Here is a 20,899-nt window from a genome sequence, read left to right on the forward strand (position 1 = left end):
CGAGCGATCCCGCCAAGGCGAGGTCCGTTTAGGTGGGGGGTGCCGGGGTGTCAACCACCCCGTTCCCGCGCCGCGCGGGGCGGATCAGGGCGTTACTTGCAGCGCCCGTCGAGCTCCGGCGTGCCGCTGTTCTCCTTCCACTGGCCCGACGGCGTCTTGTACATCTCGCCCTGCCCGACCTTGGCCACCAGGTTGCAGCCGCTCGTGAAGGCGAATTGCTCCACCGTCGATCCGCTCGCCTGCGCGCTGGCCGTATAGGCCGCCTTGCGCTTGATGTTGATGTCGCGGACCAGCGCCTGCACCGCCGGACCGCCGCTGACCACGCCCAGATAGCCGTCGGGCTGCTCGCCGACCTGCTTCGCCTCGCGCGCGGCGGCATAGGCCGGATCGCGCTGCGCCATCGCCGCGGCGGACAGGCCGGTGAGGGCCACCGCGCCGGCGAACATCATCATGACCGTCTTCATCTTAGAAAATCCCCGGATTCTGCTGGATCAGCGACTTCGCTTCCCCGTCGAGACGATAGACCACTTCCTGCGTGACGCTGATGTTGAGGTTGATCTCGATCGGCTTGTCCGGCGCCGACACGTTGATGCATCCGCCCAACGTCGTCGCCAGCCCGATTCCGGCCATGCCCATCATCCATCCCAAGGTCGTGATTCGTCCCGACATGTTCAATCCTGTTTCGTTCATGGCACCTGTCCGCTTGCGGGGGGCTGAATGAGGGGAGTCGCCTTCTGCCGCTCCAGCAGCGTCGGCAGGTTGCGTTTGATGAGCCGGCTGGGGTCGTAGAAGGATTGTGCCGAATCGAGCAGGCCGCGGAACGGCGCCTTGATGCGGATATTGAACACGAACGGCAGCTTCTGCAGCCGGCGGACGATGAAATTGCTCGTCGCGCCCTCGCCCTGCGACACGCCGGCGAAGCGCACTTCGGTGACCATCTCGCCCGCCAGCGGTCCGTTCATCCCGATCGTCAGATTGCGGTAGCGCAGCGACTTCAGCGCCTGGAATGCGATATTGCCCCACATCCCCAAGTCCTTCTGCGTCAGGTCGCCGACATAGGCGATCGCCCCGCCGCCCTGCCGCACCGCCAGCCGCCCGTTCTCGATCCGTCCGCCCTCGACATCGAAGATCATCGGCAGCTCGCCGTCGAACACCCCCGTCGCGTCGAGGTTCTTGAAGTCAAACTGGCCGAGGAACTGCCGCGCCTGCACCCCGTCGAGCCGGAACGTCATCCGCCGGGCGCCGGATTCGGCGAAATCGAGCGTCGTCGGCAGCAGCGTCATGGTCCCGCCCGCAAACGGCCAGCGCCCGTTGTCGATCTGCACGCGCTGGTCGGCGAGCAACTGATAGGTGATCGTCCCGTCGGTCACCGCGATCCCCGGGTTGATCGTGCCGATCGTCGCGACCTGCGCCGGCGCGCTTTCCAGCGCCAGCAGGTCGGTGAAGCGCACGCTGGTGGTGATCCCGCTCACCGGCCCGACCGCGGCGGCGAGCGCGGTATCTTTGGTCGCGAACTGCCCGGTCGAGGTGACGCCCTGCGCGGTCCAGCCGATATGCCCCGCGCCGGTGACGCTCCCGCGCACCTCGGCGATGACGCCGACGGTCAGGCGGGTCAGCAGCTCGGGCTGGAACTGTTCGGTGAAGGCGATCCCCGGCACCGCGATATCGGCCGTGCCGCTGCCCGAGGCGAGCGTATGGCCGATGCGGACGTCGGCGACCTTCACGTTGCGTGTCGGTTCGTACAGCGTCCCCGCCGCGGCGATCGCGCCATCGGCGAGGCGGAAGCCGACGTCGCGCACCGCCAGCGTGCGGAAGCGCGGGTCGGGTGCGGCATCGTCGACCGTCATCGCCGCGGTCAGCGCGACCACGCCGCCGCGCAGTGACCAGTCGCCCGCCGCCACGCCGAGCAGCAGCGGCACGTTGGCGATCTGCCCCGATCCGCCTGCGAACGTCCCCGCCACCGCGCCGCCCGCGATCCGTCCGGTCAGCGTGCCGAGGTCGATCCGCGTCACCCGCTCCGGACTGCCGAGCCGCGCCGCGACGCCCGCCAGCACGAAGCCCTGATCACCCAGCCGCAGCTGCGCGCCGCTCGCCGCGAGCGTCAGCGGCGTCTGCCCAAGCCGCCCGGTCAGACGGGTCGCCGGCAGGCGCACGCCGCCGCCCAGCCGCCCGTTCGCGATCGTCAGCATCGCCCCCGACGACGGACACAGCGTCGTGCGCAGCGGATCGAGCGTCAGCCCCGCCACCGCCAGCCGTCCGATCGCGAGCGGCGTGCAGGCGGGATTGGCGATCAGCGTGCCGCGGCCGTTCCAGCGCACGTCGAGCGGCACGACCAGATCGTCGACGCGCCCGTCGCCCAGCGGACCCGACAGCTGCGCCTGCGTGACGATCCGCGTCGCGCCACCCGGCGTCGCCGAGAACGACAGGTCCGCCAGCGCCAGCCGCGCCGACCCGGCGGCATATGGCGCCATCACCCCCTGCCCCCGCACCGGCGCGCCGACCCGCGTCTGCGCCAGCGCCAGCGTCACCGCCGGCAACCCGCCGCCCGACAGCGCCAGCCGCGTGTCGATCCGGACGCGCGCATCGGGCCAGGCCAGCGCCAGCCCGCTGCCCCCGGCGATGCGCAGCCGCGCGCCGCTTGCCGCGGACAGATCGGCCCGCGTCACCCGCACCTGCCCCGCGTCGCCCGCCAGTCGCGCGGTCAGCGCCGCGCTGCCGTCGAACCGCTGCGCCGCCAGCCGTGCCGCCCGCGTCGCCGCCGCGACCAGTGGCCCCACCGGCGTACCGTCGCCGACACCGCGCTGCGCCAGTGCCGTCAGCAGCGCCGGCGCGACGCTGCCGCCACCGACGCTCAGGGTACCGGCGAACAGCTGCTCGCTACCGATCCGGTAGCGGCCCTGCACGCGCAGCCGATCGGCCCCATTGCCGGATGCAACGCCGCCGGTCGCATTCAGGTCGATCGCGCCCTCGGTCCTCGTCGCATTGCCGTCGAATCCGATCGTCCCGCGCGCGGTAGCAATTCCCGCCCTGTCAACGCGCAGCGCGCCGGTCGCGACGCGGGCCGACCCGCGCCAGCCGGTCAGCGCCGGGGTCAGCCGCGCGTCGAGATCGATCCCGGGCCGTGCGACCCGCATGCCGCCACAGGTCGCCTGCGCGGCGCGCACCGGCCCGACCAAATGCGGCGCGGCGTCGGCGATCGTCACCCGCACCGCCGCCTGCACCCCGGTGGCGACGCAAGTGCCGCTCGCCAGCCGGTCGCTGACCGCGGCGACCGTGCCGGCGAAGCCATCGTCGAGCCGCCCCGTCCCGGCCAGCTTGAGCCCGATCACCCCCGCCGGCGTCTCCAGCCGCATTCGCGCATCCGCGACGTCGACATGCAGCGCCGGCAGCGCGAACGGCTTGCCCGATGGCGGCGGCATCAATTTGTCGAGCTCGCCGAGCGACAGCTGCCCGCCGACCAGCCGCCCGCGCAGCCGGACATGCCCGGCGCGTACCCCGACGATGCTGGCGCCGTCCAGCCCGACCCGCGTCTCCGCCTCCAGCCAGTCCGCTACCAGATCGGGCGCCGCAGGATTGCCGATCACCACATTGGTGAGCCGCTGCCGGCCGATTCCCAGATCGGCGACGTCATAGCGGGCGACGACGCCGCGCTTGCGCAATTCGCCGTCGATGACCCGCGTCGCGATCGGCTTGCGCGCGCCCCACACGCCGATCAGCGCGATCAGCGCCACCAGCGCGATGACGAGCGGTACGCGGACGCGACCCAGCTGCGGCCTGCGACGCGGGCGTGCGGGGGGCGTATCGCTCGACTGGTCAACGCCCTCGGCCATTCGCGCCACCATAGCCGGACGCGGCGCCCCGGCGCAATTGCGCCCGCCCTGGACCGGCCCTAGACTTGGGTCCGATGTCGACCTTGCCGCTCCTGCCGGACGCGATCGTCCCGATGCTGCCGGAGGATACCGCCGGTCATCGCGAGCGGCTGCGCGGCCGGCTGCTCGACGGCGGCGGCGATGCACTGCTCGACCATGAACTAATCGAATATCTGTTGATGCTGGCGATCCCGCGGATCGACACCAAGCCGATCGCCAAGGCGCTGCTGCGCGAGTTCGGCGGGATCGGCGGCCTGCTGACCGCGGATGCCGCCGCGCTCACCCGCGTGAAGGGGATCAGCGACAGATCCGCCGCCGCGATCAAGATCGCCCATGCCATCGCGATCCGGCTACTGAAGGCGGAGGTGGCGGAGCGGCCGGTGCTGGCCAACTGGCAGGCGCTGCTCGACTATCTGCGCGCCGACATGGCGCATCACGCGATCGAGCGGTTCCGCGTGCTCCACCTCAACACCCGCAACATGCTGATCCGCGACGAGGTGATGAGCGAAGGGTCGATCGACCAGGCCGCCGTCCACGTCCGCGAGGTGATCCGCCGCGCGATCGACCTCGGCTCGGCGGCGATCATCCTCGTCCACAACCATCCCTCGGGCGATCCGTCCCCCAGCCGCGCCGACATCGCCATCACCCGCACCATCGCCACCGCCGGCGCGGCGATGGGGATCGTGGTGCACGACCATATCATCATGGGCCTCAACGGCCATGTCAGCCTGAAGGCGCAGGGGCTGATCTGATCCGCCCGCCGGGCGGACACGCGACGGGGGCCGCCGGATCGCTCCGACGGCCCCCTTCTCAACTCTCGGCCGGGATCAGGACTGACCCTGGCTCAGGAAGCCGACCAGCTCGGGCTGGGTCACCGACTTGTCCTTGTCCTTGTCCGCCTGTGCGAAGGCCGCGTTGACCCAGGACCTGGTCTCGGCGCTCGTCGCGCTCGCCTTGGGGTCGCTCGCCTGCTTCAGCTTGACCATCCAGCTGGCGAACTCGGTCTTTTCGAGCTTGCCGTCCTTGTTGGCGTCATAGGTCGGGAATTCGGTCTGGACGACCGTCGCGACCTGATCGCCGCCCTCGGCGGGATCCGTCGCGGCGCTCTGCATCGCGGTGCCGTCGGTCGTCGTCACCGGCGCCGAATCCATCGGCGTCGCCGGCGAGGCCTGCGGGTCGGTGACCGGCGAACCATCCGGCACCTGCGCCGGAGCAGTCGTCGTCTGTGGTACAGTATTGGTTTGGGTCTGCGCCAGAGCCGGTGCAGCGATCGTCATCACTCCGGCGAGAAGAGCATATTTCAGCATTGCTTGTCTCCCATCGTTCTTCGTGAACCTTGCGACCAACGATTACACCGTCCGCCGCGCTTACTTGAGATGGGAAATGATCTGTTGGTTGCAATGGTTCCGCACCACCGGGTTTGTGACCGGCCCGCCACGCTGCTACGTCGCCCGCAGAAATCCGCGAGTCGTGCCGAAACGGCCACGACGAGCCGTGCGCCCATCAGGACGAAGGAACATCATGGTCCCCCGCTATTCCCGCCCCGAGATGTCTGCGATCTGGACGCCGGAGAACCGTTTCCGCATCTGGTTCGAGATCGAGGCGCATGCCACCGACGCGCTCGCCGACCTGGGTGTCGTGCCGAGGGAAGCTGCGCAGGCGTTGTGGACTTGGTGGAACACTGGTCCCGCAATCGACGTCGCCGCGATCGACGCGATCGAGGCGATCACCAAGCATGACGTCATCGCCTTCCTGACCTGGGTCGCGGACAATGTCGGCGACCAGGCGCGCTTCATGCACCAGGGCATGACCTCGTCCGACGTGCTCGACACCGCGCTCGCGGTACAGCTCGCGCAGGCGTCGGACATCCTGCTCGCCGACCTCGACCGCCTGCTCGCAGTGCTCAAGCGCCGCGCGATCGAACACAAGATGACGCCGACGATCGGCCGCAGCCATGGCATCCACGCCGAACCCGTCACCTTCGGCCTCAAGCTGGCGCAGGCCTATGCCGAGTTCGACCGCTGCAAGACCCGCCTGATCGCCGCGCGCGCGGATATCGCCACCTGCGCGATCTCGGGCGCGGTCGGCACCTTCGCCAACATCGATCCCTCGGTCGAGGAACATGTCGCCGCCAAGCTCGGCCTGTCGGTCGAGCCCGTCTCGACGCAGGTCATCCCGCGCGACCGCCATGCGATGTTCTTCGCGACACTCGGCGTCATCGCCAGCTCGATCGAACGGCTCGCGACCGAGGTCCGCCACCTCCAGCGCACCGAAGTGCTCGAAGCCGAGGAATATTTCTCGCCCGGGCAGAAGGGCTCGTCGGCGATGCCGCACAAGCGCAATCCCGTCCTGACGGAAAACCTCACCGGCCTCGCCCGCATGGTCCGCGGCTATGTGACGCCGGCGCTCGAGAATGTCGCGCTGTGGCACGAGCGCGACATCTCGCACTCCTCGGTCGAGCGCTACATCGGTCCCGACGCGACGATCACGCTCGACTTCGCGCTCGCCCGCCTCACCGGCGTGATCGACAAACTGCTCGTCTACCCGGAGCGGATGGACAAGAATCTCAACAAGATGGGCGGCCTGGTTCATTCGCAGCGCGTGCTGCTCGCGCTTACCCAGGCGGGCGTCAGCCGCGAGGATTCCTATCGCCTCGTCCAGCGCAACGCGATGAAGGTGTGGGAATCGGACGGCCAGCTGTCGCTGCTCGACCTGCTCAAGGCCGACGCGGAGGTCACCGCCGCGCTCTCCCCGGAACAGCTCGAGGAGAAATTCGACCTCGGCTACCACCTCAAGCACGTCGACACGATCTTCGCCCGCGTGTTCGGCGCCTGATCGAGGGAAGATTCACGTGCAGGCGCGGAAACGGTCACGACCGTCTCCGCGCCTGCGCGCACATCAGACGTCTTTCGTCACACCCATTGCGCCAGCCAGTCCGCCAAGCCCTGCGGCGACAGCGAGCGGGCGTCCGCCAGCGCCGTCTCGCGCCCGGCATTGACCACGCGGTCGGTCTTCGGATCGACGATCAGCAGCGCCGGCACGCCCGCCAGCCGCCCCTTGATCCCGTACCGCGCGGGAATCGCCAGATTCTTGTCGAACCGGCCGATATCCACCGTCACCACCTCATAATGGCGCGCGATGAAGCCGTGCATCGCGGGCAGGTGCATCACGCCGGCCAGCAGCCGGCAGTCGAGGCACCAATTGCCGCCGAGATCAATCAGCAGCTTCTTGTGCCCCTTCAGCGCCCGCGCCTTCGCCGCCGCGACGGCGGCCCCGGCATTGGCGGTCGCATCATAGGGCAGCGGCAACGGCTGCGGCAGCTGGTCGAAGGTCGCGACCGACACCCGCGGCGCCGCGACCGGCGCGGCGGCGAGCGGGAGCGACGGCAGCGCGACGGCAAGCGCGGCGACGAACGGCATCAGACGGGGCATGACGATCTCCGATTGGAATTGTGGGAGTAGAGAGCCGTGCAGCGCACCTGACAAGCCTTGCCATGTTGCGCGACCCAGAAGCACAGCTTGTCCGGCTGCTGGCAGGCTCACGGGGCTGGGTCGGCGGGCAAAGCGTTGTGCCGACATGGGCCCAGGCGGCAGGCCCCGAATGTTACAGTTGCGTGAAACGCATCCCTGCATGCAAGCAATAATATTGCGCCATCGAGCAACAATCATCAAATCGCGCTTACCGGATATTCCTCCGGTATTGGAGACCTTCCATGCGCATGTTCGAAACCGCAGCCAGCAGCATGCTGGCGATCGCGGCTCAGGCGCTGGTGGTCGGGGTGATTATCTCCACCTTCTGACCCATCGGCCCGCCCGCCCTTTGCGCCCATCCGGGCAAGGGGGCGCGGCTTGGCCGGGTCATCGGCCGACGATCACGCCTTGCGCGGATAGCGTGCAGCGAATTCGCGTTCGGACATCATGAGATAGCGGATCATGTCGACGAACGCCCATGGCCCGGTCACGAGCAGCCCGACGACGGTGATGCTCATCACCAGCATGGCGATACCCGACCCCGTCCGCCCCAGATAGAAACGGTGGACGCCGAGCGTACCAAGCACGAAGGCGAGCGCCGCCGCGACGAACTTGTTGCGATCGTTGACCGGCTCATGGACGGGTGCCGGCGCCGCGACCTGCCGCGTCCCCGCGACCTCCGGCATCGGAAAGACGCTCAGCGCCCGGTCGCCCTCCGCCTCGAAATCCACCTTGATCCCGATCGCCGGCTCGCCGCGCTGCGCCCAATCCTCGGGCGTGAAGCGATAACGCTGGCCGTCATCGCCCGCGACCAGCCCCTCGCCGGTTCGCGTATCCACACCCAACACCTGTCCGCGCATGCAAGTCCCCCGGTCGTTCGAGCGGCACATTGTGGCGATCCCCACCGCCAACGCAAGGTGTCCTAGCCAACCGACACGCCGAATCGGTGCGATCGGCCGCCGGGCGCGAGGGCCGGCATCACTCCGCCGCGAACACGCCCTTCAGCTTGGCGAAGAAGCCCTGACTCGCCGGGCATTCGTCGCCCGTCTCGGTTTCGCGGAACAGTTCGAGCAGTTCGCGCTGGCGCACCGACAGCTTGGTCGGCGTCTCGACGTCGATCTGGATGACCAGATCGCCCTGCCCGCGCCCCTGCAGCACCGGCATGCCTGCGCCGCGCTGGCGCAACTGCTTGCCCGACTGGATGCCCGCCGGGATCTTGATCTCGTGCGTCCGCCCGTCGAGCCCGGGGATCGACAGCGCGCCGCCCAGCGATGCGGTGGTGAAGCTGATCGGCGCGCGCGCGAACAGAGTCGTGCCCTCGCGTTCGAACAGCGCATGCCGCGAGACGTGCAGGAAGATATACAGGTCGCCCGCGGGCGCGCCGCGCGGTCCCGCCTCGCCTTCTCCGGACAGGCGGATGCGCGTGCCCTCATCGACCCCCGGCGGCACCGTCACGCTCAGCGTCTTGGTCTTGTCGATCCGCCCTTCGCCGCGGCAGTCGGTGCATGGATCGGCGATGATCTCGCCCGCGCCCTGACACACCGGGCAGGCGCGCTCGACCACGAAGAAGCCCTGCTGCGCGCGCACCTTGCCATGGCCGTTGCACTGGCGGCAGGTGGAGGCATGCGTGCCGGGCTTGGCGCCCGATCCGTGGCAGGTGTCGCATTGCGTCGAGACGTCGACGGTAATCTCGGTCTGCTTGCCGTGGAACGCCTCTTCGAGCGTGACCTCCATGTCGTAGCGCAGGTCGGCGCCGCGGCGCTGCTGGCCCCGGCCGCCACCGCGACCGCCGCCCATGAATTCGCCGAACACGGATTCGAAAATGTCGGAAAAGCCGCTGAAATCCTGCGCGCCGCCGCCACCGCCGCCGCCGTTCTGGAACGCGGCGTGGCCGTAGCGATCATAAGCCGCCCGCTTCTGCGGGTCCTTCAGGACGTCATAGGCTTCGCTGATCGCCTTGAAGCGCGACTCGCTGTCCTTGCACCCGGCGTTCTTGTCCGGATGATACTTCATCGCGAGCTTGCGATACGACGACTTGAGCGTCGCGCCGTCCGCGGTGCGCTCGCATTCGAGCAGTTCGTAGTAATCGACTGTGGTGCTCATGCCCGGCCCTTATAGCCCTGAGCCCTCTTCCCCGCGGGGAGAGGGTTTGGGAGAGGGGCGGTGTCTCGCCGAGACCGGTCTCTCTGCGAGACCCCGCCCCCTCACCCCGACCCTCTCCCCGGCGGGGAGAGGGAGGGACGTCATTTACGCCTTGTGGTCGTCGACTTCCGAGAATTCGGCGTCGACCACGTCGTCCTTGGGCGCTTCGCCACCGGCATCGCCCGACGGCGACGCCTCGGACTGCGCCTGCTTCTCGTAGATCGCCTGGCCGAGCTTCATTGCCACCTGCGCGAGCGCCTGCGACTTCTCGGTCATCTGGTCGGCATCACCGGTCTCGACCGCCGCCTTCGCCGCGTCGATCGCCGACTGGATCTCGCCCTTCAGCGATTCGTCGACCTTGTCGCCATTGTCCGCCAGTTGGCGCTCGGTGGTGTGGATCAGCGATTCGGCGTTGTTCTTCGCCTCGGCGCCGGCACGACGCTTCTTGTCGTCCTCGGCGAACTTCTCCGCGTCGCGTACCATCTGCTCGATGTCGTTGTCCGACAGGCCACCCGATGCCTGGATGCGGATCTGCTGCTCCTTGCCGGTGCCCTTGTCCTTGGCCGACACGTTGACGATGCCGTTGGCGTCGATGTCGAACGTGACCTCGATCTGCGGCACGCCGCGCGGCGCCGGCGGGATGCCAACCAGATCGAACTGGCCGAGCATCTTGTTGTCCGCCGCCATCTCGCGCTCGCCCTGGAACACGCGGATCGTCACCGCGCCCTGGTTGTCGTCCGCGGTCGAATAGGTCTGCGACTTCTTGGTCGGGATCGTCGTGTTGCGGTCGATCATCCGGGTGAACACGCCACCCAGCGTCTCGATGCCGAGGCTCAGCGGCGTCACGTCGAGCAGCAGCACGTCCTTGACGTCGCCTTGCAGCACGCCCGCCTGGATCGCGGCGCCCATCGCGACGACCTCGTCCGGGTTGACGCCGGTGTGCGGCTCCTTGCCGAAGAACGCCTTCACCGCCTCGCGCACCTTGGGCATGCGGGTCATGCCGCCGACCAGCACGACTTCGCTGATCTCTTCGGTCTTGACGCCGGCATCGGCCAGCGCCTTCTTCATCGGCTCGATCGTGCGCTTGATGAGGTCGTCGACAAGCTTTTCCAGATCGGTACGGGTGATCGTCTTGACGAGGTGCTTCGGACCGTTCTGGTCGGCCGTGATGAACGGCAGGTTGACCTCGGTCGATGCCGCCGACGACAGCTCGATCTTCGCCTTCTCGGCGGCTTCCTTCAGACGCTGCAGCGCCAGCTTGTCCTTGGCGAGGTCGATGCCCTCGTCCTTCTTGAAGCCCTCGGCGAGATATTCGACCAGCTTGTTGTCGAAATCCTCACCGCCCAGGAAGGTGTCGCCGTTGGTCGCCTTCACCTCGAACACGCCGTCGCCGATCTCGAGGATCGAGACGTCGAACGTGCCGCCGCCAAGGTCATAGACCGCGATCGTCTTGCCGTCCTGCTTTTCGAGGCCATAGGCAAGAGCAGCCGCGGTCGGCTCGTTGATGATGCGCAGCACTTCCAGGCCGGCGATCTGGCCGGCGTCCTTGGTCGCCTGACGCTGTGCGTCGTTGAAGTACGCCGGCACGGTGATGACCGCCTGCGTCACTGTCTCGCCGAGGTACGATTCGGCGGTTTCCTTCATCTTCTGCAGCGTGAAGGCGCTGATCTGCGACGGCGAATAGTCCTTGCCGCCTGCCGACACCCAGGCATCGCCGTTCGCGCCGCGCGCGATCTTGTACGGGACCAGCTCGGTGTCCTTCTTGGTGATCGGATCGTCGAACCGACGGCCGATCAGGCGCTTCACCGCGAAGATGGTGTTGTCGCCGTTGGTCACCGCCTGGCGCTTCGCCGGCTGGCCGACCAGTCGCTCGCCGTCCTTGGCGAAGGCGACGATCGACGGCGTGGTGCGCGCGCCTTCCGCATTCTCGATAACCTTGGGCTTGCCGCCCTCCATCACAGCAACGCAGCTGTTGGTGGTGCCGAGGTCGATACCGATAACTTTAGCCATGTGTGCTTGCTTAGCCCCTCACATACGAAATCAATGGCGAAACCGCCGAAACCCACGGAACCTTTGCCCCGTTACGGCAACGAAGGCTCCGGTGTATGGCCGCGATATAGGTGGGGTTCCGCTTGCCGCAAGACGGTGCGCGCCATAGTGGCATGACTCAAAATGACCCGGTTCGGGAAGGGCGATGCATGATGCGCTGGTGGGTGCGGATGACGGCGGCGGCGCTGCCGATGGGACTGGCGGCCTGTAGCGGCCCCGAGCGGGTCGCGGTGGACGACGCCTGGATCCGGCTGCCCGCGGTCCCCGGCCGCCCTGGCGCCGCCTATTTCACGCTCGAAGGCGGCCCGTCGAACGCGACGCTCATCAACGTCAGCGCCGATATCGCGATCCGCGCCGAGATACATGAAAGCATGACCGGCGCCGGCGGCATGACGGGCATGAAGCCGCTCGCCAGCGTCGCGGTGCCGGCGAAGACCGACACCGCCTTCGCCCCCGGCGGCCGCCACGTCATGCTGTTCGACATCAATCCGAAGGCGAAGGCCGGCCGCATCTACAATCTGACGCTCAACTTCGCCAACGGTGCCCGCATCTACGCGCCGGCGATGGCGGTCGGCGCCGCGGACCCGGCGCCGGATTTCTGAGCGTGGCGGCCTGACGACCATGCCCCGGCACGCCCGCCCCCTGACCGACGGCGAACGTGCGCTCGCCGCCTCGATGTTCCACGACGCGATCGATTACGACGCGGTCCGGCTGTCGCGGAGCAAATGGGCGTTCTTCCAGCCGCGCGACACGGTCATGGCACCGCGCGGCTGCATCCATTTCCACCCGAAAGGGACGGCATGGCGCGACGATTTCGCCGCCGCCGCGCTCACCGACCAGGGCCTCTTCATCCACGAGATGGTGCATATCTGGCAGCATCAGCGCGGCATCTTCCTGCCGCTCGCCCGCCATCCCTGGTGCCGCTACGATTATGCGCTGAAGCCGGGCCAGCCGCTCCATCGCTACGGTATCGAACAGCAGGGCGAGATCGTCCGCCACGCCTTCCTGCTGCGCCACGGCGCCCGCATCCCGGGCGCGCCGCCGCTCGCGCAATATGCCGGGCTCCTGCCGTTCGATTAACCATGACCGCGTCATTCCTGCCCGTCTGGCGCGGCTGACGTTACGGAAACGCCGCCGGAATGGTTTAACCGACGGAACAGTTACGTTTCGGTCCTATTAACGGTTTCCGGCCTAGGGAGACATCATCTCCTCTCGACCAGGGTCACCGATGTACCATGATTCTCCCGTCCGCCTGGCCCATTTGCTGGACGATACCGACCTCGTCGCCGCACTCCGCGATATCTGGTCGCTGCTGGAGCCGGTCATCGTCGCCGACGTGCGCACCTTCTGCTGCCATCCGCTGGCGCGGATGCTCTACGCCGGCACCGGCCTGACCGCGGCCGAGGTCGTCGCCCACGAACTCGATTACACCCGACGCAAGTTCCTCGGACCGTTCGATTCCACGCTCGACGCGCAGATGGTCGGCCGCGGCACGCGCTTCGTCGCCAACACCGGCAACGAAGAAGACTATCTCAACGGCCTCACCGAAAACTATCACCACCGTAACACATTGTTACGCAACGCTTTAACGACCGATCCGGCACGCTATGCGGCACTGACCAACGCGCTCTACCGCCTTGCGGCGGTCGACATCCGCGCCTTCGCCACCGGCGCCGCCGTGCATCGCCAGGCGCGCGAAGCGCAGGTGCGCCAGAGCCTCGCCGATGCGATGAGCGAGGTGACGCGGATCGTCGCCTCGATCAACGCGATCAGCAGTCAGACCAACCTCGTCGCCCTCAACGCCACGATCGAGGCGGCGCGCGCGAACGAACACGGACGCGGCTTCGCCGTTGTCGCGCAGGAGGTCAAACGCCTCGCCCAGGCGACCCGCGCCGCGACCGAACAGGCCGCCGCATTGCTCGCCGCCGCCTGACGCCGGGTCAGAGCAGTTCGAAATCGATGGGTGCGTGCCGGTCGAGCGTCCGGGGGGCGGCCGGCATCGGGTACTTCAGCCCCGTGGCGCAATTGAACAGCACGACGCGCTCGTCCTCGTCGACCTCGCCCGTCCTCACCGCCTCGCGATAGGCGGCGAGCGTCGCGCCGCCCTCCGGACACAGCAACAGCCCGTCCTTGCGCGCGGCGTCATCCACCGCCTGCAGGATCGCAGGATCGCCGACGCCCAGCGCCTTGCCGCCGCTCGCCCGCACCGCGCGCAGGATCAGGAAATCGCCCACCGCCCGCGGCACGCGGATGCCCGCGGCGACGGTATGCGCATCCTCCCAGCGCTCGGCATGTTCGACGCCCTCCTCGAACGCGCGCACGATCGGCGCGCAGCCGGACGCTTGCACCGCATACATCCGCGGCCGTTTCGCGCCGATCCAGCCGAGCGCCTCCAGTTCGTCGAACGCCTTCCACATGCCGATCAGCCCGGTACCGCCGCCGGTCGGATAAAAGATCGCGTCGGGCAATTCCCAGCCGAACTGCGCGGCCAGTTCCAGCCCCATCGTCTTCTTGCCCTCGATCCGGTACGGCTCCTTGAGCGTCGAGAAATCGAACCAGCGCCCCTCCGCCGCGCCCTTGCCGACGATCGCGCCGCAATCGTCGATCAGGCCGTTGACCCGCCACACCCGCGCGCCCTGCATCGCGATCTCGCGGACGTTCACCTCGGGCGTATCCTCCGGGCAGAAGACGATCGTCTCGATTCCCACCCGCGTCGCATAGGCGGCGAGCGCCGCACCGGCATTGCCGTTGGTCGGCATCGCGATCCGGGTGACCCCCAGTTCCTTCGCCATCGCCACCGCCATGACGAGGCCGCGCGCCTTGAAGCTGCCGGTCGGCAACCGCCCCTCGTCCTTGACCAGCACGTTGGGGCTGCCCGCGGCCCGGGGGATCGGGATCAGCGGCGTCTCGATCTCGCCGAGGCTGACGATATTGCCGGTCCGCCGCACCGGCAGCAGTTCACGCCACCGCCACATGTCCGTTTCGCGCGCACCGAGCGTATCGCGCGATAGCGCCGCCTTCACCGCCTCGAGATCGTAGCGCACCAGCAACGGCCGCCCCGCGCGCGACAGGCCGTGCAGCCGGTCCGCCTCGTAACGCTCGCCGGTCAGCGAACACTCCAGGTGCGTGACGAAGGTCGGGCGATCGATGGTAAGATTGCGGTTCATGCCGCCACCTCTAGCGTTTTCAGCCACATGGCGTCCACTCGCTATCATGGCAGATCGTAGCTACAATCAGCCATGGACGGCGTATCGCAGGCTTTCGGGCAACGCCTCCTGGCCGCCCCGAAGACGAAGAGGCCCGGTTAACGGCCATCGGCACACCGGCGGACGATCGTGGACAGCGATCCTCGCGCAAAGTCGATTCGACGGTGCGTTTCATGTCAGTGGAAAGGAGTGACGCCGGTGAGCAACGGATCCATGATAGAAATCAAGGCCGATCCGAACGATCCCGACGATCGCGACGTCACGGTCGGGGCATTGGAACCCGCACGTACACAACGCCGCGAACGCCTGCGCGGTGTCCAGCGCGCGCCGACCAAGAAACAGGTGACGCTACGCCTCGACCCCGAGGTGATCGACAAATTCCGCGCAACGGGCCGGGGCTGGCAGGCGCGGATCAACGACGCGCTGAAAGCGGCCAAGGTCTAGGGCCGGTCGACATGCACCGCTGACGGCCTGCAAACGGGGGTTTCGCCACGTCGTCATCTTGATGTCGATCGACCCATGGTTCGACCACGCGCCTTACGAAAAAGGGGAGCCGGCGGGCTCCCCTTCTGCCGGTCAGTCCGGCTTGCGGGCCACGCCGACCAGTGCCGGCCGAAGCAGCCGGTCCTTAATCATATAGCCCGCCTGCATCTCCTGCACGATCGTACCGGGCTCAGCGTCGCTCGGCACTTCCATCATCGCCTGATGCTTGTTGGGATCGAGCGTCGCGCCCATCGCCTCGACCTTGGTGATACCGTTGCGCGCGAACACGCTGTCCAGCTCGCGGCCCGTCGCCTCCAGCCCCGTGACCAGGCCCTTCAATCGCTCGTCGGCGCGCAGGTCGGCGGGGATCGCCGACAGGCCGCGCGACAGATTGTCCGCCACCGACAGGATGTCGCGCGCGAAGGACGTCGTCGCATAGGCGCGCGCATCCGCCACTTCCTTTTCGGCGCGACGACGGACGTTCTGGATTTCGGCCTGCGCATACAGGGTCTGCTGCTTCGCATCGGCCAGTTGGTCCTCCAGCGCCGCGATCCGGTCGTGCTCCGCGACTTCGGGAGCGGCCTCGGCGGTCTCCTGACGCAGCGCCTCCGCGTCCAATTTCGTCTCTTCGGTCATTCGATTCCCTGTAGTTCAGCCCATCAAACGGGCGAGCGTTGCCGCCGTGAAATCCACCATGGGCACGACGCGGGCATAGTTCAACCGCGTTGGGCCGATCACCCCCACCACCCCGACCACCCGTCCGCCGGCCCCGCGAAACGGCCGCGCGATGACGGAAGAGCCTGACAAGGCGAACAATTTGTTTTCTGCTCCAATGAAGATGCGGGTCGCGTCGCCGGCGCTCGCACTGTCGAGCAGGTTGGCGATTTCCTGCTTGCCCTCGAGGTCGTCGAGCAGGTCGCGAACCCGGTCGAGGTCGGCGGCCGCCGCCGCGTCGATCAGCCGGCTCTGCCCGCGGACGATGAACACCGGACGCCGTGCGCCGTCCTCGCTCCACACCGCGAGACCCCGCTCGACCAAGGTCCGCGCCGCGACGTCCAGCTCCGCGCGTTCCTCGACCAATTGCCGCTCGATCCGCGCCCGCGCCTCGGCGAGCGTCAGCCCGCCGAGCGTCGCGGTCATGTAATTGCCCGCCTCGACCAGCGCCGAGGGCGTCATGCCCGCCGGCAGCTGGATCACGCGATTCTCGACGCTGCCGTCCTCGCTGACCAGCACCGCCATCGCCTGCGTCGCCGACAGCCCGACGAAGCCGATCGAGCGCAACGCCAGCTCGCGCTTGGGCACCATCACCAGCCCCGCGCAGGCGGACAGGCCAGACAGCGCGGCAGTGGTCGCCGCCAGCGCCTCCTCGACCGGGCCGTGATAGCCGACGCGCGATTCGATCGCCGCACGCTCCTCCGCCGACGGTTCGAGCGCCTGCATCATCCCGTCGACGAACAGTCGCAGGCCGCGTTCGGTGGGGATACGGCCCGCGCTGGTATGCGGGCTGGCGAGCAGCCCCAGCTCCTCCAGCTCCTGCATGACGCCGCGGATCGACGCCGGCGACAGGTTCAGCCCCGACGCGACCGCGATCGTCTTCGACCCCACCGGCACGCCCGTCGCGACATAGCCGTCCACCACCGCGCGGAAGATATCCCGCGCCCGGTCGCTCAATTCGGTGACGGGCGGTCCCATGCGCGCCTACCTAGGGCGCCGCGGATCGCCGATAAAGGCCGCGATCGGTAGCGCCTCGGGCGCGGAGCGGAGGCCGGCGCGCATCTCCTGCGATCCGCAGCCGTAATAGACGTTCAGATGCTGGCGGCTGCCGCTCGCCTCGCTCCAGACGATGTCGACGCTCGGCATGTCGGTCGGCGCATTCTCGCATCCGGGCTGGCCAGGCTGCAGCAGCGCTTCGGGCTGGCTCGGGCGGTACGGTGCCAGCTTCGCGGCGAAGCTGTGATAGGCCGCGGGCGTCGCCTGAAACGGCTTGATCCCCGTTACCGCGGTGAAGCGCTTGCCCTCGAACGTTCCCTTGCCATTCGGCGCGATCGTCACCGCATAGACCGGGCAGGTGCCGAAACAGGGCGCGGTCTCGTAGCGGATCGTCTCGCTTTCGAGTGCGACCGGCCGGCCGTTATTGCCGGCATTGGACGCATCCACCACCACGCACCCCGACACGGCGGCCCCTGCCAGAACGACACCCAGTCCCGCGATCACACCCTTGCGCATAGCACTCCCCTTTGCTCACCACTGGCGCAGCCATCCGACGCCGTCTAGGGCGTTGCGCGATTGGACCTTGAGGAGAGTTGAATGCGCCCCAGCGGCCGCGCCCCCGATCAGATGCGTGCCATCGCGATCGAGCCGAACTTCACCCGCCACGCCGAGGGATCGGTGCTGGTCGGCTTCGGCGACACCAAGGTGCTCGTCACCGCCAGCATCGAAGAGCGCGTGCCGCCGTTCCTGCGTGGCAAGGGCGAAGGCTGGGTGACGGCGGAATATGGCATGCTGCCCCGCGCCACCCACACGCGCGGCAACCGCGAGGCGGCCAAGGGCAAACAATCGGGCCGCACGCAGGAAATCCAGCGCCTGATCGGCCGTTCGCTGCGGTCGGTGGTGGACATGAAGCTGCTCGGCGAGCGCCAGATCGTCCTCGACTGCGACGTCATCCAGGCCGACGGCGGCACCCGCACCGCCTCGATCTCCGGCGCCTGGGTCGCGCTGCGCCTCGCGGTCAACAAATTGATGGCGGACGGCAAGCTGGCGGTCGATCCGATCCAGCAGAAGGTCGCCGCGGTCAGCTGCGGCATCTATCAGGGCACGCCGGTGCTCGACCTCGACTATATCGAGGATTCGGGTGCGGATGCCGACGGCAATTTCGTCCTGCTCGAGAACGGCAACATCGCCGAGGCGCAGGCGACCGCCGAGCACGCCACCTATGACGAAGAGGCGCTGCTCCGCCTGCTCCGCCTCGCGCGGATCGGCTGCGCCGACATCTTCGCGGCACAGGAGCGCGCGGTCCGATGAGCGGCGAGGGCAACACCCCGCAGGCGATCCGCAAGCTCGCCCCGGGCCGGCTCGTCATCGCCAGCCACAATCCCGGCAAGGTGCGCGAGATCGCCGAGCTGCTCGGTCCCTATGGAATCGAGCCGGTGTCGGCGGGCGAACTCGACCTGCCCGAGCCGGAAGAAACCGGCACCACCTTCGTTGCCAATGCCGAACTGAAGGCGTTGCAGGCGGCCGACCTCTCCGGCCTGCCCGCACTCGCCGACGACAGCGGCCTGTGCGTCGATGCGCTGGGTGGCGATCCCGGCATCTTCTCGGCGCGCTGGGCGGGTGAATCGAAGGACTTCGGCCACGCCATGCGCCTCGTCGAGGATCGGCTGAACGAGGAACCCGACCTGCCCCGCGACGCGCATTTCGTCTGCGCGCTGGCGCTCGCCTGGCCGGACGGCCACGTCGAATGGTTCGAGGGCCGCGTCGACGGCACCCTCGTCTGGCCGCCACGCGGCAAGGCCGGGTTCGGCTATGACGCGATGTTCCTGCCCGTCGATGCGACCGAAACCTTCGGCGAGATGGACCCGGCGGCGAAGCACGCGGTCAGCCATCGCGCGGATGCCTTCCGGCAGCTGGTGGCAGCGGTCCTCTGACATGGCGGCGGGTGGTATCGACCCGCGCCTCGTCCACGCCTGGCTCGCCGGCCGCTCGCTGGCCCGCGGCCTGCCCGCGCCGGTCGCCGACAGCGGCGGCTGGCGCGTCGACACCGGCGGCGAAGCGGAATGGCGCCGCTACGTCTTTCCCGCGGTCGGTCCCGGCCTGATCGCCCTGCTCGATACGATCGCGCAGCCGCGCATCTTCGTGAAGCTCTGCGCCGACGCCGACACGCTCCGCGCGCTGCTGCCGCCGGGCTGGTCGATCACCGACGCCAATCGCATGATGGTGACGGACACGACGCCCGCCCCCTGCCCGGTGCCGCCCGGCTACGCGCTGCGCAGCGCGACCGATGACGGCGTGACCCATGCCACGATCGTCACGCCGGACGGGGAAGAGGCCGCGTCCGGCCATGCCGCCGAGCACGGCGGCGCCTTCGTCTACGACCGGATCGTCACCCATGAGGCACACCGCCGCCGCGGCCTCGGCCGCGCGCTGATGGCTGCGCTCGGCGCCGCCCGCCGCGAACCCTCATCGCAACAGGTCCTCACCGCCACCGACATGGGAGCCGCGCTCTACACCGCGCTCGGCTGGCGCCGCTATTGCGCCTATACCACCGCTGGACGATCCTGAACCTCAATAGGCGACCTGCCCGAACACATTGCCCGGCGGGCTGTAGCGGCACACCAGATAGTCATCCGTCGCATTGCCCGCGATTGCACAGCCGACCTGCGTCGTGCCGCGCCAGACGATCTGCGTATAATGGCCGACGTCCTGCCAGCGCCCGGTGCGGCTCGACTGCGGCACCGCCACGTTGACGAAATCGCGCCGTTCCGCGACCCAATGGCCGATCATCTCGTCGAACCGATAGGCGCCGCGCGTGCCGGTCCACAGATTCTCGCCCTGGCGATCCATACCCATCGACTGCGGCGCATGTTCGAACCGCCCGGTCCGCGCCAGCGTGTCGGCATAGGCGCGCGCCGACGCCGCCAGCGGTTCGCTCCACGTCAGCGGCGCCACGCCGACGTCGCCGCGCGCGCGATTGTGCCGTTCCAGCATCACCCGTTGCAGCAGCACCGATCCCCGCGGCGCATTCGGCCCGGCGGGACGCGGCTCGACGACGCGATCGGGACGTTCGGGCGCCTGCGCGCAGCCGGCGAGGAAGAGGAGGGCGGCGATCCACGAGTGGCGTTTCAACATTATCGCCGCCATATCGGCGCCACCATGACCCCCGACAAGACGCCGCTCGCGCTTTACGTCCACTGGCCGTTCTGCGTCTCCAAATGCCCCTATTGCGACTTCAACAGCCATGTCCGCGACGTCGTCGACCAGCAGGCGTGGCGCGATTCGCTGCTCGCCGACCTCGCCTACGAGGCAGAGGCGCTGCCCGACCGCACGCTGGGATCGATCTTCTTCGGCGGTGGTACGCCGTCGCTGATGCCGCCCGCCACCGTCGCGGCGATCATCGCGGCGGCGCAGACGATCTGGACCCCGGCGCCCGATATCGAGATCACGCTGGAGGCGAACCCCTCCTCGGTCGAGGCGGCGCGCTTCGCCGACCTCGCCGCCGCCGGCGTCAACCGCGTCTCGCTCGGGCTGCAATCGCTCGACAATATGGCGCTCAAGTTTCTCGATCGCGCGCACGACGTCACCGAAGGGCTCGGCGCGCTCGACACCGCGCAGCGCCACTTCGGCCGCGTCAGCTTCGACCTGATCTATGCGCTGCCCGACCAGAGCCTCGCCGCCTGGCAGGCGGAGCTCGCCCGCGCGCTGGCGTTCGGCACCGAGCATCTCTCGCTCTATCAATTGACGATCGAGCCCGGCACCCGCTTCGCCACCGAAGCCGCCCGGGGGCGCCTGACCATCCCCGACGGCGACAGCGCCGCCGACCTGTTCGAGGCGACGCGGGCGATGACCGCCGCCGCCGGCCTGCCCGCCTACGAAACCTCGAACCATGCGCGGCCGGGTGCGGAGAGCCGCCACAACCTGACCTATTGGCGCTACGGCGATTATGCCGGCGTCGGCCCCGGCGCGC

Annotated in this window: 23 protein-coding genes; 10 read left to right on the forward strand and 13 right to left on the reverse strand. The window is 68.5% G+C overall.

What is annotated here, in order from left to right; genetic code table 11:
* Nucleotides 1-92: 92 nt before the first annotated feature.
* Genes B2515_RS05720 through B2515_RS05730 form a run of 3 tightly spaced genes read right to left on the reverse strand, consistent with a single transcriptional unit; the run spans nucleotide 93 to nucleotide 3,830 of the window.
* A complete protein-coding gene (locus B2515_RS05720; protein WP_293874678.1) occupies nucleotides 93-464 on the reverse strand; it encodes a YdbL family protein in 372 nt (123 codons plus the stop codon).
* Nucleotide 465: 1 nt separating this feature from the next.
* The gene (locus tag B2515_RS05725) at nucleotides 466-669 is read right to left on the reverse strand and encodes a YnbE family lipoprotein (RefSeq protein ID WP_293874679.1); all 204 of its coding nucleotides are present in this window, start codon (nucleotides 667-669) and stop codon (nucleotides 466-468) included.
* 17 nt (nucleotides 670-686) lie between these two features.
* Nucleotides 687-3,830 (reverse strand): YdbH domain-containing protein, encoded by a 3,144-nt coding sequence (locus B2515_RS05730; RefSeq protein ID WP_293874681.1) that lies wholly within the window; start codon nucleotides 3,828-3,830, stop codon nucleotides 687-689.
* A 74-nt stretch (nucleotides 3,831-3,904) separates the two neighbouring features.
* Here B2515_RS05730 and radC point away from each other — a divergent pair, with 74 nt between their 5' ends.
* Nucleotides 3,905-4,621, forward strand: coding sequence for a RadC family protein (gene radC / locus B2515_RS05735; RefSeq protein ID WP_293874682.1), 717 nt, complete (start codon nucleotides 3,905-3,907; stop codon nucleotides 4,619-4,621).
* Nucleotides 4,622-4,696: 75 nt separating this feature from the next.
* On the opposite strand, the gene B2515_RS05740 is transcribed toward radC, so the two are convergent.
* Nucleotides 4,697-5,176 carry an EF-hand domain-containing protein gene (locus tag B2515_RS05740; protein ID WP_293874683.1) on the reverse strand — a complete coding sequence of 160 codons (480 nt, stop codon included), beginning with the start codon at nucleotides 5,174-5,176 and terminating at the stop codon, nucleotides 4,697-4,699.
* Between the two features lie 214 nt (nucleotides 5,177-5,390).
* Between B2515_RS05740 and purB the strand changes: the two genes are divergently transcribed.
* A complete protein-coding gene (gene purB / locus B2515_RS05745) occupies nucleotides 5,391-6,704 on the forward strand; it encodes an adenylosuccinate lyase (protein ID WP_293874684.1) in 1,314 nt (437 codons plus the stop codon).
* A gap of 77 nt (nucleotides 6,705-6,781) precedes the next feature.
* Here purB and B2515_RS05750 read toward each other — a convergent pair whose 3' ends face one another.
* From B2515_RS05750 to dnaK, 4 genes are all read right to left on the reverse strand, one after another.
* On the reverse strand, nucleotides 6,782-7,300 hold the full coding sequence (locus tag B2515_RS05750; RefSeq protein ID WP_293874685.1) for a thioredoxin family protein: 519 nt from the start codon (nucleotides 7,298-7,300) through the stop codon (nucleotides 6,782-6,784).
* 440 nt (nucleotides 7,301-7,740) lie between these two features.
* Entirely contained in the window at nucleotides 7,741-8,178 is a 438-nt protein-coding gene (locus B2515_RS05755) for a TM2 domain-containing protein (protein WP_293874687.1), read from the reverse strand.
* Between the two features lie 139 nt (nucleotides 8,179-8,317).
* Entirely contained in the window at nucleotides 8,318-9,442 is a 1,125-nt protein-coding gene (gene dnaJ / locus B2515_RS05760) for a molecular chaperone DnaJ (protein ID WP_293874689.1), read from the reverse strand.
* A 144-nt stretch (nucleotides 9,443-9,586) separates the two neighbouring features.
* Nucleotides 9,587-11,491 (reverse strand): molecular chaperone DnaK, encoded by a 1,905-nt coding sequence (gene dnaK / locus B2515_RS05765; RefSeq protein ID WP_293874691.1) that lies wholly within the window; start codon nucleotides 11,489-11,491, stop codon nucleotides 9,587-9,589.
* Nucleotides 11,492-11,679: 188 nt separating this feature from the next.
* On the opposite strand from dnaK, the gene B2515_RS05770 reads away from it, so the two are divergent.
* The 3 genes from B2515_RS05770 to B2515_RS05780 all read left to right on the forward strand — a co-directional run bounded on the left by B2515_RS05770 (nucleotide 11,680) and on the right by B2515_RS05780 (nucleotide 13,463).
* On the forward strand, nucleotides 11,680-12,132 hold the full coding sequence (locus B2515_RS05770) for a copper chaperone PCu(A)C (RefSeq protein WP_349676232.1): 453 nt from the start codon (nucleotides 11,680-11,682) through the stop codon (nucleotides 12,130-12,132).
* 19 nt (nucleotides 12,133-12,151) lie between these two features.
* On the forward strand, nucleotides 12,152-12,610 hold the full coding sequence (locus B2515_RS05775) for a vgr related protein (RefSeq protein WP_293874693.1): 459 nt from the start codon (nucleotides 12,152-12,154) through the stop codon (nucleotides 12,608-12,610).
* Nucleotides 12,611-12,758: 148 nt separating this feature from the next.
* Nucleotides 12,759-13,463 (forward strand): methyl-accepting chemotaxis protein, encoded by a 705-nt coding sequence (locus B2515_RS05780; protein ID WP_293874694.1) that lies wholly within the window; start codon nucleotides 12,759-12,761, stop codon nucleotides 13,461-13,463.
* A 7-nt stretch (nucleotides 13,464-13,470) separates the two neighbouring features.
* Here B2515_RS05780 and B2515_RS05785 read toward each other — a convergent pair whose 3' ends face one another.
* Nucleotides 13,471-14,697 (reverse strand): threonine synthase, encoded by a 1,227-nt coding sequence (locus B2515_RS05785; protein ID WP_293874696.1) that lies wholly within the window; start codon nucleotides 14,695-14,697, stop codon nucleotides 13,471-13,473.
* Nucleotides 14,698-14,925: 228 nt separating this feature from the next.
* Here B2515_RS05785 and B2515_RS05790 point away from each other — a divergent pair, with 228 nt between their 5' ends.
* A complete protein-coding gene (locus B2515_RS05790; RefSeq protein WP_293874698.1) occupies nucleotides 14,926-15,180 on the forward strand; it encodes a BrnA antitoxin family protein in 255 nt (84 codons plus the stop codon).
* 132 nt (nucleotides 15,181-15,312) lie between these two features.
* On the opposite strand, the gene grpE is transcribed toward B2515_RS05790, so the two are convergent.
* Genes grpE through B2515_RS05805 form a run of 3 tightly spaced genes read right to left on the reverse strand, consistent with a single transcriptional unit; the run spans nucleotide 15,313 to nucleotide 17,445 of the window.
* Nucleotides 15,313-15,855: a nucleotide exchange factor GrpE gene (gene grpE, locus B2515_RS05795; RefSeq protein WP_293874700.1), complete on the reverse strand. Its 543-nt coding sequence runs from the start codon at nucleotides 15,853-15,855 to the stop codon at nucleotides 15,313-15,315.
* A gap of 15 nt (nucleotides 15,856-15,870) precedes the next feature.
* Nucleotides 15,871-16,911, reverse strand: a complete 1,041-nt coding sequence (gene hrcA / locus B2515_RS05800) for a heat-inducible transcriptional repressor HrcA (RefSeq protein ID WP_293874702.1) — start codon at nucleotides 16,909-16,911, stop codon at nucleotides 15,871-15,873.
* Nucleotides 16,912-16,917: 6 nt separating this feature from the next.
* Nucleotides 16,918-17,445, reverse strand: coding sequence for a DUF6438 domain-containing protein (locus B2515_RS05805; protein WP_293874734.1), 528 nt, complete (start codon nucleotides 17,443-17,445; stop codon nucleotides 16,918-16,920).
* A gap of 81 nt (nucleotides 17,446-17,526) precedes the next feature.
* Between B2515_RS05805 and rph the strand changes: the two genes are divergently transcribed.
* From rph to B2515_RS05820, 3 genes are read left to right on the forward strand one after another with little or no spacing between them, the layout of a single operon-like run.
* A complete protein-coding gene (gene rph, locus B2515_RS05810) occupies nucleotides 17,527-18,240 on the forward strand; it encodes a ribonuclease PH (RefSeq protein ID WP_293874735.1) in 714 nt (237 codons plus the stop codon).
* Nucleotides 18,237-18,863: an RdgB/HAM1 family non-canonical purine NTP pyrophosphatase gene (rdgB, locus tag B2515_RS05815; protein WP_293874737.1), complete on the forward strand. Its 627-nt coding sequence runs from the start codon at nucleotides 18,237-18,239 to the stop codon at nucleotides 18,861-18,863. The genes rph and rdgB overlap by 4 nt, the downstream gene beginning before the upstream one ends.
* Nucleotide 18,864: 1 nt before the next feature.
* Nucleotides 18,865-19,497 carry a GNAT family N-acetyltransferase gene (locus B2515_RS05820; protein WP_293874739.1) on the forward strand — a complete coding sequence of 211 codons (633 nt, stop codon included), beginning with the start codon at nucleotides 18,865-18,867 and terminating at the stop codon, nucleotides 19,495-19,497.
* Between the two features lie 3 nt (nucleotides 19,498-19,500).
* On the opposite strand, the gene B2515_RS05825 is transcribed toward B2515_RS05820, so the two are convergent.
* Complete coding sequence (locus B2515_RS05825) at nucleotides 19,501-20,064, reverse strand: CAP domain-containing protein (RefSeq protein ID WP_293874741.1); 564 nt, start codon at nucleotides 20,062-20,064, stop codon at nucleotides 19,501-19,503.
* A gap of 24 nt (nucleotides 20,065-20,088) precedes the next feature.
* Between B2515_RS05825 and hemW the strand changes: the two genes are divergently transcribed.
* The coding region (gene hemW, locus B2515_RS05830; RefSeq protein WP_293874743.1) for a radical SAM family heme chaperone HemW at nucleotides 20,089-20,899 on the forward strand (811 nt) is incomplete at its 3' end.

It is taken from the genome of Sphingomonas sp. UBA978 (genome assembly GCF_002292295.1).
GTDB lineage: Bacteria > Pseudomonadota > Alphaproteobacteria > Sphingomonadales > Sphingomonadaceae > Sphingomonas.